Here is a 14,971-nt window from a genome sequence, read left to right on the forward strand (position 1 = left end):
TGTTTCTATATTAAATGCGAAACATGAAAGAGGAAAATTTGTTCGATGGATTTGAGATCACGGAATTACTTCATAAGTATATTACCGGACAAAAGCTTGAGCCTTGGGACAAGGAGTTCCTCGAAGACTGGATAGAAGAAAGTGAAGCCAATCGAGCTATTTTCCAACAGCTGCTGGATCAACACCTTTTGGCTGCTGATCTTGTTGAACTAAAAGAATCAGGTTCTACGACCGAAAATGAACTCGCAAAGTTCAACAAAATGCTGGATAAGCCTGAACCGAGGGGTATCTGGTTTAGAATAATAACAGCAGCAGCAATTCTCTTTACCATATCGATTTCCTTTTGGCTTTATAAATATTATCAGTCAGACAAGATTCTACCAACAGAAGTAGCAACGACTACGATATCAGGAGATATTCTTCCCGGCACAGATAAAGCGACACTTACCTTTGAAGATGGTCAGGTTGTCAACCTTTCAGGAGATAAGAAAGCAATTAAGATAGATGAGAAAGGCACATCCTATCAGGATGGTACAAGCATATCGCCAAATAAAGTACAGTTTGCAACACTTACAACACCACGTAAGGGACAATATAAAGTAACCTTACCGGACGGCACTACAGTTTGGTTAAACGCGGAATCTTCTTTACGATATCCCACGAAATTCACAGATCAGACACGTTACGTGGAATTACAGGGGGAAGGGTATTTTGAGGTTGCACTCGATAAGACAAAGCCTTTTATTGTTGCATCCAATGGCCAGCAGGTTAAAGTCCTTGGGACAAAGTTCAATATTAACAGTTATTCCAACGAACCTACGATCAGGACGACGTTAGTCACTGGACGTGTAGAATTAATAAGCAGCCGTGATAAGTCTACGGTGACACTTAACCCCGGCCAGCAAGCAAGTTTAGCAAGTGACGGTTATGTCGTGAATTCTATTGATACCGAATCTTTTATAGCATGGACAGCCAATGAATTTCAGTTCAAAGGAACCAATCTCCGGGAGGTACTACGCCAGCTCGAACGGTGGTATGATATTGACGTTGATTACAGCAACATTCCGAATATAAAAGTTAATGGTACCATTTCCAGAGAAAAGAAACTATCCAGCGTGCTATATGCGCTTGAGAAGATTACGGATTTACAAATTAATCTATCGAAAGGAAGGAGGATTCAGATTAAGAAATAACGATTTCTAGTTTCATATGTTGGCCTGATTAAAGCCGGAGTGCGCGAACACTCCGGCAATTGGGTCTCTATAAAAGTTTTGGACAAACTGAAAATAAACAAACCCTACACAAATCTATGAAAAAACATCATTTTTCCAACAAGGAAAACATTCCGCCCTGGGTGGATGTATTTTCCCACAGGAGAAAACTTCTGCGCGTTGGCATAAAGAGCACGCTGTTCTTTATGCTTCTCGCCAGTGGTACAGCAGTAAAGGCTCAACAGATCAGCCTTTCCCTGCAAAAAGCGCCCCTGTCAACCGCAATTTCAGAAATTCGGAAAGCGACTAAATATGATTTTGCTTATAATGAGGAACTACTAAAAAAAGTAGGACCCATTACTGTAAATCTGAAAAATGCCTCAATAGAAGAGACCCTGCGAACCTTGTTTTCGAACCAACCAATCGTATACGAAATTGCTGACGGCATCATCATTTTGAAGGAGCGCAAAACCACGAATACCGCTAATCCAAAAAAAAAGGAAACCATAAAAGGCAAGATCGTTGATGAGAAGGGCAATCCATTAGCTGGGGCAACTATTCAGGTTAAAGGAAGCAGTTTTGTGACCAACTCCGATAGTGACGGCAATTTTGAATTGCCTTCGGATTATTCAGAATCCGAGTTACAGATCACCTTTTTAGGGTATGCAACAATATCGGTATCAGCTAAATATATAGATCGCATAACGCTTACAACCAATAGTAATGTAATTGATGAGGTATCCGTTGTTGCCAGTGGATATCAATCTATCCCGAAGGAAAGAGCTACGGGATCTTTTTCCAAGGTAGATAATGCGACTTTTAACCGTCAGGTTTCAACGGATGTCATCAGTAGACTAAAAGGGATAGCGCCCTCTATTTTATTTGATGAAAGATCAGGCAGCCCAAAGTTAACCATCAGGGGACAGGCTACGATCTTCGGCAATGACCAGCCGTTGATCGTCGTTGACAACTTTCCTTATGAGGGTGACATCAACAACATCAATCCGAATGATATTGAGGATATCGACATTCTGAAAGATGCTGCTGCCGCCTCGATCTGGGGAGTTCGTGCTGGTAATGGTGTGATCGTCATTAAGACTAAAAAAGGACGAGCAGACCAACCGATGAATATTGGTTTTACAGCTAATGTTACGATAGGGCAGAAACCAGATCTGAACTATATACCACAGATCAAACCAACTGATTTCATTGATATTGAAAAAATGCTTTTTGAAAAAGGCTTTTACAATACAATTATCAGTAATACTGCTGACAATCGACCATATTCTCCCGTTGTCAGCATTCTTAATGATCAGAAAAACGGCCTACTTACAGAGCAACAGGCAAATGCACAAATTGACGCTCTTCGGAGCGGAGATCTGCGACAAGATATGAGCAAATATCTTTATCAACAGAATGTGAAACAACAATATGCCCTAAATCTAAACGGAGGTTCAAATAAATACACCTATTATTTTTCATCAGGATTTGACAAAAATCGAAATTCAGATAAAGGAAGTGGCTTTAACCGGATAAGCCTAAATAGTAATCAGGTATTTCGTCCCATTGAAAACTTAGAGTTTTCAGCGGGGGTGAGTTACATGCAGAGTAATCAAACAACTTCCAATGTTATTTCCATGCTATCCAACATGGGGCAGGAGAAGATGTATCCCTATGCACGACTTGCAGATGATTATGGTAATCCAGAATTAATAACGATGGATTATAGTAACGTTTTAAAATATAATGCATTAAATAACGGCTTGCTGGATTGGAATTTTAGACCATTAGATGAACTCAAATATCAGGATAATCATTTTAACCAAAGTGAATTTCGTCTAAATACTGCAATTAAGTATACCTTTTTACCCCAATTGTCAGCGGACGCAAGATTTCAATGGGAGAATCAATTAGGAAAGCAGAGATCTTATAATGACCAAGAAAGCTACATCACTCGTAATCAAATTAACCAATACACTTCAATTAATGATAGAGCTTTGATAAGAAATATTCCACTTGGTGGGATACTTGACAATGCGAATTCTGAATTGAGTGCCTTAAATGGTAGATTTCAGGTGAATTACGATCAAAAGTGGAGAAAGCATCAGGTGAATGCGATTGTAGGTTTTGAAGTTCGGGAGGTAAAATCTAATGCAGTTTCAAATAGACTTTATGGCTTTGATCCCAAAGTGGGATCAAGCATTGCTGTTGATTTATTAGGAGACTTTACTATTTATGGAAAAGGTTATACCCAAAAAATTCCTAATTTGACGGATTACAATCAGACTTTAGACAGGCTGCGATCTTATTATTTTACTGGAGCTTATAATTATGATCTTCGGTACATATTATCACTTAGTGCTCGAATAGACCAATCAAATATTTTTGGTGTAAATACAAATCAGAAATCTGTTCCATTATGGTCGTCAGGAGTAAAATGGAATATTCATAAAGAGAAATTCTTTAACATTAATTGGTTGTCTGAATTAAGTTTACGATCAACATTTGGATATAGTGGAAACACTGACAAGTCAGTTACTGCATTTACGACTGCTAAAATTTCTTATAACAGTTTCAACCGGTTACCCAATGCTTATCTATTAAATCCACCAAACAAAGATCTAAGATGGGAGAAGAACCGTATGGTGAATATTGGGCTGGATTTTAGTTTGAAAAACCAAAGATTAACCGGCAGCACAGAATATTTTAATAGAAAGGGAACTGATTTAATTGGTAATGGTGAAATTGATCCGACTTCCGGCTTTACAAGTTTTCGCGGAAATGTGGCAAATATGAAAGGTAAGGGTATTGATATTGAATTGAATTCAGAAAACATTCGATCGGAAAATTTTAATTGGAAAAGTACTGTAATTTTCTCCTATGCCACGGATGAAATCGTTAAGTATCAAAAGCAAACTAATTTAGCAAATTTTGTACAGGATGCATATACTACTGCTTACCGTCAGTCGACAAGTTATACGCCTGTTGTTGGCAAACCGCTCTTTAGTATCTATTCTTATCCTTGGGCTGGGCTAGATCCTCTAAATGGTCAACCACAGGGTTTATTGAATGGACAACCTTCTTCATCCTATAATGAAATGGTGCAGAATTTAACGAATGATCCTGAAAGAAATCTTGTTTATCACGGGACAATGTTACCCAAATATTTTGGGGCATTACGAAATACAGTACGATATAAATGTGTCGATTTAACTTTTAACATTACCTATCGTTTTGACTATTACTTTAGACGCAATTCGATAATGTATTCTAGCTTATACAATAACTACAATAGTCATGGTGATTTCTATGATCGCTGGCAGAAGCCTGGTGACGAAAATGTAACTAATATTCCTGCAATGACATACCCCGCTAATATCCTAGCAGATACTTATTTTAAAAACTCTTCAGTCTTAGTAAGCAAGGGCGACCATATTAGAATGCAAGATATTCGACTAGGATATACATTTAAACCGGAAATACTTCGAAATCTGCGGATCAGAAGTCTGAACATGTTTGCTTACATCAATAATGTAGCATTATTATGGAAAGCAACCAAGGAGAATCTTGACCCAGATTTTCCATTCTCCAGACCTATTCGGACAATAGCTTTGGGACTTAACTGTACTTTATAGATATTAAAGATGAAGTTTTTAATAAAAATATCATTTATATTACTTGTTACTATGGTTATATCAGCGTGTAGTAAGGAGTGGTTAGAAGAGAAGCAAAATATCAAGCTGATTGTTCCTACAACATTGAACGATTTGGATCTTTTGCTAAATACTGATTTTCTGCGTCTTGATGGACGAGGAACTTCTGAGACAGCGTGTGACGATTACGAATTTACACTAGATCAATTCAATTCACTGTACTACGGCGTTGATCGGGATATGATAAGCTGGAAATCTATGGAAATTCCTAAGTATGGAAATAAAGAATACGACGAGTGGGATTTGGCTTATTCTGCAATTCAGATTTCGAATATCGTGTTAGAAGGACTTACGAAAATCCAACGGAATGAAAATAATAAGTTGCAATTTGATAGGATTAAAGGAACAGCCCTTTATCACAGGGCGAAACAACATCTTAATCTTGCCACGACCTTTTGTAAATATTATGAAAAGGGCAGTGCATCTCAAGATTTGGGGATACCGCTTAAGCTTACTTCGGATATTAGCGAAAAAATCGTAAGAGCATCTCTCGAAAACACCTATTCAGTGATTATTTCAGATCTTAAACAGGCAGCTACGTTACTTCCTATCGCACAGAGTAGTCAAACATTTATTGCAAAGGGTGGCGCTTTTGGTTTACTAGCAAGGACTTATTTATTTACAAATAATTATACCGAGGCTCTCAGTGCTTCGGACTCCAGTTACAAATATCACAGTTACATCGAAAATTATAATAATGTAGATGGCTCACCAAGTAGACCATTTTTAAATCTATCTACAAAAGAGATGCATATAATCGGAATAATAAGGAGAGAATCTGAAAATTTTTATGTTGGGAGAATCAGCACTGAACTTTTCAATATGTATGACGAAAATGATCTCCGTAGGACACTTTATTTTAAAACCAATACTGATGGTAAACCTTCTTTTCGTGGTAGTTATCAAGGCGGTCAATTGTTTACTGCAACCGCAACTGACGAGATACTTTTGATTAAAGCAGAGTGTAGCGCTCGGTTAAATAAAACGTCAGACGCAAAAAACGCACTCAAACTGTTGCTCGAAAATAGGTATAAAAGTGGAACGTTTAAATCGATCTCCACAAATGACACCAAGGAACTTTTGGATATTGTAATTAAGGAAAGGAGAAAAGAGTTACTTACTAGAGGACTTCGTTGGCAGGATTTAAAACGCATGAATATAGATGTGCGATATGCAAAAACGCTTGTAAGAAAGATAGGCAATGAGATATTTACATTGCCTCCAAATGATCCAAAATACGTTTTCCCAATCCCTCAATATATCCAAAGCTTCACCGGAATTGAATAGAATTTCTTAAACTAAAAAATCATGAAAAATAGTATATTACTTATCTTTGGCCTATTGTTTTCAGTTTTTTCTTTCGCTCAAGGAACTACAAAAATCACCATTAACATTCCACAAGTAGACACCACTAATCTCAAGGCTATACTAATATTACAAGATCCAACACAGGGCATTTATAAAGGTTTTTATAGAGATACACTTCAAATAGAGAAAGGGCAATGTCAATTTTCATTTGATATTAAAAGTCTAAGTGTTGTTACATTGATTATCAATGATAAGTTTGTTACTTTTCCGGGGGATTATGACTTTCTTATTGAGCCTTTTGATGACCTTCTTTTTAGACTTCCTCCACTGCATCAGGCCGGTCACGCCGGTTTTGGGTTCTCCAATATAACTATTAGTGGACGAGGTAGCGAAAAGGTTAATTTAACCAAAAGAATGGTAAGTAAATATTTGCAAATTTATAAAAGTGATCCTGCGTATGAAAAGCAAAGTTTGACGTACATGTTTCAAACTACTGATAGAAAATTAGAAGCAATTGACTCAATTTATAGGTTGAATTCGAATGTGCCACTTAATGTAAAGGACCTAATAAAAGCACAATTATATGGAAGTCTTTTGGCTCCGCTGTATCGGAGTTGCATGGTGAATAAGAGTGATTCCCTTCGTTCACTATTTCAAAAATTTATCGTTGACAAAAACCGTATGCATATTTATTTTAAGAAAGGTGTAATCAATTATTTTGGGGGTGGAACTGTCCCTTCATTCTTAATTTTATCTGAGTTTGCGAATCCTGTAACGGTTGGTGGTGCGAATTACCTAAATAATTACAAGCTGGATTATGTCAGAATGGTTACACGAAGACTAAAAAAATATCCGGAAGCAAAAGATTACTTGTTATCTAATTTTGTGATAAGTAATATATTTGCTCGTTTTGATACAACAACAACAATCCTCTATAAGTACTATTTAGAAGAAGTTGATTTTAATAATGAAAACTATTCAAATGTTGTTAAAACTTATGAGGACCAAGAGAAAAAATTGGCGGTAGGAAAGCCTTTCTATAATTTTTCATTACCTGATACGTTGGGAAAAATTCATAAATTATCTGATTTTAGGGGAAAAGTTATAGTTATTGATTTTTGGTTTAATGGTTGTGCTGGATGTAAGCAGATGGTCCCGCTTATTCAAGAAATTGAAAAAGATTTGGAGGGAAAAACTGTACAATTTATTTCAATTGGTATTGATAAGAAAGATTTGTGGCTTAAAGGAATCGGAAAATATTCTAGTTCACATTCATTACAATTGTATACAAATGAACAGACTGACCAACATCCCATGATGAAATATCTTAATATTGATGCATATCCTAGACTAATTATAGTTGATAAAAATGGAAAAATTACTGCTGCTCCACCAGATCCGAGATTCAATCGAGACAAGTTTATAAATCAAATAAGATCTTTGCTATAGACAATAAAAACAGTGATATTTGTAAATATCACTGCACTTCTTTCTATTGGCGTGTTCCTAAATGTATTTTAGATGGGATTACCTGTTGGTTGATTAGTAATTGTATCATATTCCTGTGAACAAATTCTTTGTGACAGTCCCTCGCTAAAACTTGGACCAACAACTTCTGCCCCCCTTGAGCCATCAGGGTTAACGTAACATTCTATAACTGCAAATTTTGCCCTATCATTAGTAGCAAAAGAAAATACTGCGAAAATGGCTAGGGCTAAAAAAGTATTTTTTGTATCTATTCTTAAATTTTTCATTAATTTATGTTGTGTTTAAATAAAACAGTCATATCGATTATTAAAAGATATGACTGCTTTGCTTGTTTAAGGTCTTACTCCAGTATGTATTTTATTACCGGTCGGCATATTTGTGGATGTATCATATTCCTGCGAACAAATTCTTGGATTTGGACCCGTGCATTCATTCGCTCCTGAAACCTGTTGTCCTCGTGAACCGTCAGGATTCGTGTAAAATTCTAATAAAGCTACTTTTGCATTGCTACTTGCCGGAGCAAAAGAGAAAGCTGCGAAACTTCCGATTGCAATTGCTGCAACTCCTAAGGTTAATCTTAGATTTTTCATGATATTGGTGCTTTTATAAATCAAAAAGCTAAACTTTAGTTTTTTGCCTACTCTAGGTTCCAGGTTTTCGGCTTCCCCTGTTCTGGTTATTAGTTTAATTGTATGTGGTCTGAATATGACTACTGTGTGGTGGCCGTTTAAATGCAAACATGATCAGACCAATAATGTTAATTGCGAGTGCAATGAAATTAAAATATAACTGATCGTTCCAGTTCATCGATGTGAAAACTGCAATGCAGGAGCATGGAATGCTCGGTGCAAATTTTAAGATGTAAATGAGATATGCAGTATACAGGGTAAGAACAAATAGAGAAGCTATCAGCCCAAATTTCCTCCAGTTCTTGTTTATTAACAGCGTCACAATACCAATGTGTACAGCCTGCAAGATATAAGGTAGGACAGATCCGCCTGCAGACAATAGGTAAGCACCTTGTATTTGCCGATCAAATGTATCGAAATCAAAGATTTTGCTGGCGAATGTATACGCCCATACCAGTATGAGGATAAATATGACCAATTCTGAAATGATGTTCTTAATTCTCATGATATGGTTATTTGGTTTGTTATAAATTGTGTGTAGGGTGGCTTGTTTTTCGATATCAAAAAATTTGTTTTCAAAATTTCTATTCCATCAAATTTAGAATGTCCTTCACCTCAAATACAAGAACTTGTGGTCTCAGTAACCATGTTCACAGTGTGTTAGAAAATTTTCACAGTTTAATGTTTCCATTGGTCCTTATCTTTTGGGGGAGGATCTTTTATTTCATTTCCGTTTTCGTCTAAATAGGTATTAGATGATATTTGTAATGTGTCTTTCTCTGTTTTTAGATAAAGGTTTTGCTGAATTTCTTTTTCCACCACACTATTTCTTTCGGGGGCTACGTCCATTTCATCCTGTCTGCATGATTGCAGTATACAAAGGGTGATGAGGACAACTGATATTGAGATAACCGTTGTTTTTTTCATTGTAAAATTTTTTAAGATTATCTCGGCCGAGACTTAGTTGAATTCTAGGGTCCAAATTATCAGTCTTTTCAATAGGTAGAAACAACTTGTGGTCTCAGCAATCACGTCCACACCCCGATTATGATCCAAAAGGAACACGTAAATAATTGAAAAAAAGTAAACTAATAGATTCGTAAAAAAATATTGAAATTGATGCTAATTTTAGGTGTATTAGAAATAATTCACATGTATTAGAAATCAAGTTCACACATTAATTTTTGACTTAAATTTTTTTATTGCATTGAAATACAGGGCGTTGTTTTGTAAAATGCTTTACGACGCAAAAGAATTTCCTTTTATGTGGTATATGAGAAATTTTCTTAATTTTATAGTAATTCTTAACCATGAACCGTCCAAATATTCATTTTTTAGCAATCGTATTAATTTTTCTGTGCGAAATGATGTTTGCCCAGCAAGATAAGCTGAGTGATTTTTATATCATTCAGCGGCAATACGAGAACCTGCCAGAAAATGATTCCGCAGCCCTTCCCCTTGTTGAGAGACTTATCAGGAAAGCAAAACATGAAAATAATCAGATGCAACTGTTTCTTGGTTATAAAGATGCACGGTATTATTCTCGTGACCCTGAAATCAAATTAAAGTATGCTGACAGTGCCATTTCTATTGCAAAGCTTAAGAAGAACGATAGTCTGCTAAGCAGCGCATATTTGAGCAAGGGTGTTGTTTATTATTTCTATCTGAAAAAGTACAAGCTCGCGCTTAATGAATATTTGAGGGCATTTGAAAAGAACAAAAGCAACAAAGATCCATATTATAGAAATAAGATTAATTATCATATTGGTGTCCTTAAAAGCTACATCGGCTATTATGACGAAGCTCTTCTGGATTTCGAAGAAGCCAGAGAATTTTTTGAGGGTGAGATCCAGAAAAATCTGCATCCAAATGTAATGTTTGGCAACCAAAGGGGGTACCTCAATACGGTTCATCAAATGGCAGTCTGCTACCGCAAGCTTCGTAAGTTTCAAAAAGCTGATTCACTTATATCTTTAGGGCTTTCCAGAACATGGAAAAATCCTGTTTATAAGCAGGAATATAGTTATTTCTTAAAGGAGGAAGGTATCCGTAAATTTCGTGAGAAGGACTACGCCAATGCTGCCGAGGCTCTGAGAAGTTCATTACCCGGAATTATCGATATCGATGATTTCGCTTGGCTAACGGTATCTTATTTTTACCTGGGCAGATCAAATTGGAAAGAAGGAAATACAAGCGAAGCGATCAAATACTTCAATAAAATAGATTCTATTTTTACTAAGCATAATTTTGTTCTGCCGGAAGTCAGGTATATGTATGAGGACCTCATAAATTATTACGGAGATAACAATCCCGCCAAAACACTGTACTATACTGGCCAGCTTATAAAAGTTGATCGGGTTTTGGACAAGGATTTTGTTTACCTATCATCTAAAATCCACAAAAAGTATGATGCAGAAAATTTACTGCGGAAGCAAGAGGAACTGCAGCGGAAGTCTTGGATGAAAGTAGGAGTCTATTTGGTTGGTTTCTTTTTAATTCTCATTGGCGTTTTCTATTTGTTGTTGCGGTTCAGATCCAGAAAGAGTGTTATTGGTCAAAATAGTATTTTAGGAATTAATCTCGCGGGAGGTACTCTGAATACGTCTGAAGAAGGGGCTTTTCGGGTGCGTACGTACAAGCGTACGGGCATTGGCGATGATATTGTTGAAGATATTCTCCACAAACTGGAAGAATTTGAGGCAAACATGGAATTTCTGGATGAGACTGTTAAGATTAAGTCTCTGGCAAAAAAGTTTGGAGTGAATCAAAACTATCTTTCTGAAATAATCCAGGAGCATAGAGGTGCAAATTTTCACCTGTACCTATGTGAACTTCGTATTTCATATATTACCCAAAAACTCCTTACAGATGACGAATATTTGAAATATAGCAGTTCTACACTTGCAAAGGAATGCGGTATCTCTTCGCGCACAAATTTCTCCAAGGTTTTCGCTCAGATCAATGGTATAAACTTTACCCAGTTCGTAAATAATAGAAAAAGGGAACTAAAGGGTGCCCCGGCTTAATACATCTATTACTTGCAAATCATACTGGCAGTTTCCGTAATTCAATTCCGAAAATAACTCTATTTTTAAGCTTAAAGATCTTATATTATAGGTACATAGTAAAATTACGACACTTTTTAAAATAATGCCTAATTCATTTTGTCGTGAATTTCTAAGGTATTATATTGCAATACCAAAATCACCAAGGACTTATGAAAAAGAAAAGAAAACAACCTTAGTACAATTAGCATAAAAATATGCTGAAAGAAGGATTTCAAGCCGTTGTAATCCTGTTCGTGCCAATCTCAGGTCTTAGATGGAATAGTCTCTTTTGCGCATTTTCAAATGCAGATTTCTGAGTAAAACAACCTCACCATCCAAAGGTGATCATGCTATATAAATAACACAACCGAAAAAAATTATGTTATCATGTTTCGAGAAGAAGATAGTCTTTCCGGCAAAGGAATAGATTCGTCAAAAAAAAACATTTTGGATACGTTAAAGGATGCTACATTAAATGATGTTACAAAAATTCCGGGTCCACAACAAAAGTTTCTTGCACAAGCAAAGAATATCACGGATACTGGAAAGCGTTTCCTGAATCAACCATTCCTACCAAATGATACAACAGTTATTAAAGATAAAGTATGGGCGAAGCAGCCTACTTCTAAGATATTTAATGCTGAGGGGATTCCTGCAAATGCGATTGCAGGTATCAATAGGGTAGTTAAACTCGACATACTTGTCGATGGCAAAGAAATTAAATATTTCAAGCACTTTAAACTTAGGCAAAGTGCGGTAAAACACCATGCATTTGAGCTTACACTTGCTCATGATACCTTGGGCGCACCAGAAAATCACAATTTGGAAGAGGCACAAGGTTTTCTTGGAAAGAGAATTACGGTTATCTTTAAATATAAAGATGTTGATAATAGCCCTGAAAGAAATTTCGTTGGCGTAATTACTGAAGTAGGTTTTAGTCAAGAAAAGGGAAGTTTGGGCAATCTTGTCATGTCAGGCTTTAGCCCCACAATATTATTGGATGCTGCACCGCATATCCAAAGTTTTGGTGGTGCAGGCCCCATCAGCTTAAACAGCATTGCAAACGAAGTTATCAAGGAAGGTTTGGGGCACGACAAGTTTGATTTCAGAGTTGATTCTCGTTACGGAAACGTCCCTTATAGCTGTCAATATGAAGAAACACATTATAACTATCTAGCAAGAATTGCAGAAGCTTATGGTGAGCAATTCTTCTATGATGGCGAAGTCCTTCATTTTGGAGAGTTGCCGCCCCAAGAGAAGGCTGTTGTGCTTACTTATGGCAGTAATCTTACTGACGTTAAGATCAAAATGAGAGCTCAGCATGTAAATCCAACATTCTACGGATATAACAGCAGTAAAGATGAGAAGTTCGCTGGTGGAAAAAGCAAAATTGACCATAAATCAGATATCGCCAAAAGGGCATATGAGATTTCGGAGCGAACTTTTCAAACACCATCTTTGCGTGTTGCACCTATAAAAGCAACAACCTTTATGGATATTGACGCTTCGCAGAAAGGTACTGCTGGGAGCAAAGCTGCAGAAGTATTTGTTACTTCTGGAAGTACTACTGTTCCATTCCTTCATCCGGGCTGTATAGCGGAAGTTGAAATGAGGAAACCTGATAGCAGTGAAACTTCATATTTTACGAAATTAATGCTTATTGAAGTAACCCATGAAGTTGACGCCCGAGGCTACTATGACGGTTCTTTTCAGGCGATTGCATCTGATTCGGGTTTCATCCCAAGGCCGGAATTTATCGTTCCAACGGCAGAACCTCAATTTGGTAAAGTGATCTCAAATACAGATCCTCTAAACCAGGGGCGAGTGCAGGTTCAGCTTGACTGGCAACGTGGGAAGGATTCAACTGAATTTATCCGTGTCATGTCGCCCGATGCAGGAAGTAGCGACAAGGTTAGCAAGAACCGTGGTTTTATGTCTGTACCAGAAGTTGGGGATCAGGTCATCGTAAATTTCGTCCATAACCATCCAGACAGGCCATTTGTTATGGGTGGTATGTTTCATGGAAAAATTGGTGCTGGCGGTGGGGAAGGAAATCATGTTATGAGTTTTAGTGGTAGAAGCGGTGCTGAATTAAAATTCCATAATGGTGAGGGTTCCATGAACCTACAGGATCAGGGCGGTGCGAACATGCATTTTGACGGTGCTGGAAATGCAAGGACAAATGTCAAAACGGCCCATAGCGTAAATGCAGGGAGCAACTCTTCAATTAATGTTGGCGGTAAAAAAGACTCGCCCCCACAATCTCTGTTAAATATGGATGCAGCGGGCAATATCACGCTTGACGGTAAAACAAGTATTACTTTTCAGGTTGGCGGCAATAAAATTGTCATAGATAAAGAAGGGATTACGGGGACGGTGGCTAGCGGGAACATCAGTTTCGACGCTACTGCAGGAACATTTACCATCCACAGTAATGGCAATATGGATATGAAGACCGATGCTGATCTAGCTATTGATAGCAAGACTTCCAAGATCAATTCAAGTGGCCCTACAAATATCACAGGGGCGGATGTTGAAATTAATAAAGGTTAAATATGAAGTTCGATATTCAAGACATCGGGAAAACAAGAAAATATGCTTTCCTCAGAGAAGAGCGATATCAATTTCAGGGTTTACGCAATGAAAATTATGTGGAAATAGGTCTCGATGTAAAACTATTATCCGTGAGCATAGGAGTCCCTACTTTCAAAATCAATGTAATCCGCTATAAACAGAGTAATGCTACAGGCTTGTATGGGTGGGTAGGTGATATTCATGAAATTAGGAATGAACTGATTTTTACGCTAAATGAAAAAGGTCAATTAGGGACAATCTTAAATATGGATGACATTCGAAGGAAGTGGGAAAAGATTAGACCAGAGCTTCAAAAAGGACATAAAAAAGATGGACATAAAGAAATTTTTATTTCAGGTATAAGTGAGCTTTTGGAAAACGGTGACCTTTTGGCGGATGCATTGCGTTTTGCACAACCATATTTGCTTCTATTTCCTGGCATCCACGCAAAGGAGCTAAAAAAAGACGAAGAAACAGTTGGATACCGTGAACTTCCCAATTTTTTAGCAACGAAAATGGTTCCAATAAATACCGTGGAGACATTAACCGAACTAGAAGACGGTAAATTCCAGATTGAAGTTAGAGGAACTATTGACGAAAACCACTTTGAACAGGAGAAAGTTACAGCAATGATCAGGATTCTGAAAAATCGACCCCGGGTTCCTACACAACTTCAGTTAGGCTACATCGAAAGGTACCGTCTGGATGAATGGCCGTGGTCTGAGCAGAGTATGTGTATGAGTATTGCTGAAATTCCTGGCACATTATACCGTGAAGAAAGAAATATTTTAAAAGCAATATGATTTTTAAGATAGAGGATCTTGTCTTTCAAAATGACCGATATTTTATACTACTGGCCAATAAGGATGCCGAGAAGCTAGCAGGACTCAACTGTCTGGACGTCTATGCAGACAACATCAAGATTAATCGTTTATCAGGTTGTCGGGTATCGGAAATAGTAAAGGTTCCTGATTTTACAGTTTTGGAGTCGAAAGAAAACC

The 14,971-nt window shown here is 37.2% G+C and carries 11 protein-coding genes; 7 read left to right on the plus strand and 4 right to left on the minus strand.

Features of this window, described 5'->3' with window-relative positions:
* Window positions 1–14: 14 nt before the first annotated feature.
* The 4 genes from ACP3T3_RS20170 (at window position 15) to ACP3T3_RS20185 (ending at window position 7,681) form a co-directional block, all read left to right on the plus strand.
* Window positions 15–1,193, plus strand: coding sequence for a FecR family protein (locus ACP3T3_RS20170; RefSeq protein WP_426477511.1), 1,179 nt, complete (start codon window positions 15–17; stop codon window positions 1,191–1,193).
* A 116-nt stretch (window positions 1,194–1,309) separates the two neighbouring features.
* Complete coding sequence (locus ACP3T3_RS20175) at window positions 1,310–4,846, plus strand: SusC/RagA family TonB-linked outer membrane protein (RefSeq protein ID WP_426477512.1); 3,537 nt, start codon at window positions 1,310–1,312, stop codon at window positions 4,844–4,846.
* A 9-nt stretch (window positions 4,847–4,855) separates the two neighbouring features.
* Entirely contained in the window at window positions 4,856–6,211 is a 1,356-nt protein-coding gene (locus ACP3T3_RS20180; protein WP_426477513.1) for a RagB/SusD family nutrient uptake outer membrane protein, read from the plus strand.
* Between the two features lie 21 nt (window positions 6,212–6,232).
* Window positions 6,233–7,681: a TlpA family protein disulfide reductase gene (locus ACP3T3_RS20185; protein WP_426477514.1), complete on the plus strand. Its 1,449-nt coding sequence runs from the start codon at window positions 6,233–6,235 to the stop codon at window positions 7,679–7,681.
* A 68-nt stretch (window positions 7,682–7,749) separates the two neighbouring features.
* Here ACP3T3_RS20185 and ACP3T3_RS20190 read toward each other — a convergent pair whose 3' ends face one another.
* The 4 genes from ACP3T3_RS20190 to ACP3T3_RS20205 all read right to left on the minus strand — a co-directional run bounded on the left by ACP3T3_RS20190 (window position 7,750) and on the right by ACP3T3_RS20205 (window position 9,276).
* Window positions 7,750–7,986, minus strand: coding sequence for a hypothetical protein (locus tag ACP3T3_RS20190; RefSeq protein WP_426477515.1), 237 nt, complete (start codon window positions 7,984–7,986; stop codon window positions 7,750–7,752).
* Window positions 7,987–8,052: 66 nt separating this feature from the next.
* The gene (locus ACP3T3_RS20195; RefSeq protein WP_426477516.1) at window positions 8,053–8,310 is read right to left on the minus strand and encodes a hypothetical protein; all 258 of its coding nucleotides are present in this window, start codon (window positions 8,308–8,310) and stop codon (window positions 8,053–8,055) included.
* 94 nt (window positions 8,311–8,404) lie between these two features.
* A complete protein-coding gene (locus ACP3T3_RS20200; protein ID WP_426477517.1) occupies window positions 8,405–8,854 on the minus strand; it encodes a MauE/DoxX family redox-associated membrane protein in 450 nt (149 codons plus the stop codon).
* A gap of 173 nt (window positions 8,855–9,027) precedes the next feature.
* The gene (locus ACP3T3_RS20205) at window positions 9,028–9,276 is read right to left on the minus strand and encodes a hypothetical protein (RefSeq protein WP_426477518.1); all 249 of its coding nucleotides are present in this window, start codon (window positions 9,274–9,276) and stop codon (window positions 9,028–9,030) included.
* Between the two features lie 383 nt (window positions 9,277–9,659).
* Here ACP3T3_RS20205 and ACP3T3_RS20210 point away from each other — a divergent pair, with 383 nt between their 5' ends.
* From ACP3T3_RS20210 to ACP3T3_RS20220, 3 genes are all read left to right on the plus strand, one after another.
* Window positions 9,660–11,375 carry a helix-turn-helix domain-containing protein gene (locus ACP3T3_RS20210; RefSeq protein ID WP_426477519.1) on the plus strand — a complete coding sequence of 572 codons (1,716 nt, stop codon included), beginning with the start codon at window positions 9,660–9,662 and terminating at the stop codon, window positions 11,373–11,375.
* 408 nt (window positions 11,376–11,783) lie between these two features.
* Window positions 11,784–13,949 (plus strand): type VI secretion system Vgr family protein, encoded by a 2,166-nt coding sequence (locus ACP3T3_RS20215; protein ID WP_426477520.1) that lies wholly within the window; start codon window positions 11,784–11,786, stop codon window positions 13,947–13,949.
* Between the two features lie 2 nt (window positions 13,950–13,951).
* The gene (locus tag ACP3T3_RS20220; protein WP_426477521.1) at window positions 13,952–14,773 is read left to right on the plus strand and encodes a hypothetical protein; all 822 of its coding nucleotides are present in this window, start codon (window positions 13,952–13,954) and stop codon (window positions 14,771–14,773) included.
* The last annotated feature ends 198 nt before the right edge of the window (window positions 14,774–14,971 follow it).

The sequence above is a fragment of the Chryseobacterium sp. CBSDS_008 genome (genome assembly GCF_049959325.1).
GTDB lineage: Bacteria > Bacteroidota > Bacteroidia > Flavobacteriales > Weeksellaceae > Chryseobacterium.

Excerpts from the sequence above, each read along its gene's own strand:
- ACP3T3_RS20170 (WP_426477511.1), top strand. The coding sequence starts at position 15 with ATGCGAAACATGAAAGAGGAAAATTTGTTCGATGGATTTGAGATCACG.
- ACP3T3_RS20175 (WP_426477512.1), top strand. The coding sequence starts at position 1,310 with ATGAAAAAACATCATTTTTCCAACAAGGAAAACATTCCGCCCTGGGTG.
- ACP3T3_RS20180 (WP_426477513.1), top strand. The coding sequence starts at position 4,856 with ATGAAGTTTTTAATAAAAATATCATTTATATTACTTGTTACTATGGTT.
- ACP3T3_RS20185 (WP_426477514.1), top strand. The coding sequence starts at position 6,233 with ATGAAAAATAGTATATTACTTATCTTTGGCCTATTGTTTTCAGTTTTT.
- ACP3T3_RS20190 (WP_426477515.1), bottom strand. The coding sequence starts at position 7,986 with ATGAAAAATTTAAGAATAGATACAAAAAATACTTTTTTAGCCCTAGCC.
- ACP3T3_RS20195 (WP_426477516.1), bottom strand. The coding sequence starts at position 8,310 with ATGAAAAATCTAAGATTAACCTTAGGAGTTGCAGCAATTGCAATCGGA.
- ACP3T3_RS20200 (WP_426477517.1), bottom strand. The coding sequence starts at position 8,854 with ATGAGAATTAAGAACATCATTTCAGAATTGGTCATATTTATCCTCATA.
- ACP3T3_RS20205 (WP_426477518.1), bottom strand. The coding sequence starts at position 9,276 with ATGAAAAAAACAACGGTTATCTCAATATCAGTTGTCCTCATCACCCTT.
- ACP3T3_RS20210 (WP_426477519.1), top strand. The coding sequence starts at position 9,660 with ATGAACCGTCCAAATATTCATTTTTTAGCAATCGTATTAATTTTTCTG.
- ACP3T3_RS20215 (WP_426477520.1), top strand. The coding sequence starts at position 11,784 with ATGTTTCGAGAAGAAGATAGTCTTTCCGGCAAAGGAATAGATTCGTCA.
- ACP3T3_RS20220 (WP_426477521.1), top strand. The coding sequence starts at position 13,952 with ATGAAGTTCGATATTCAAGACATCGGGAAAACAAGAAAATATGCTTTC.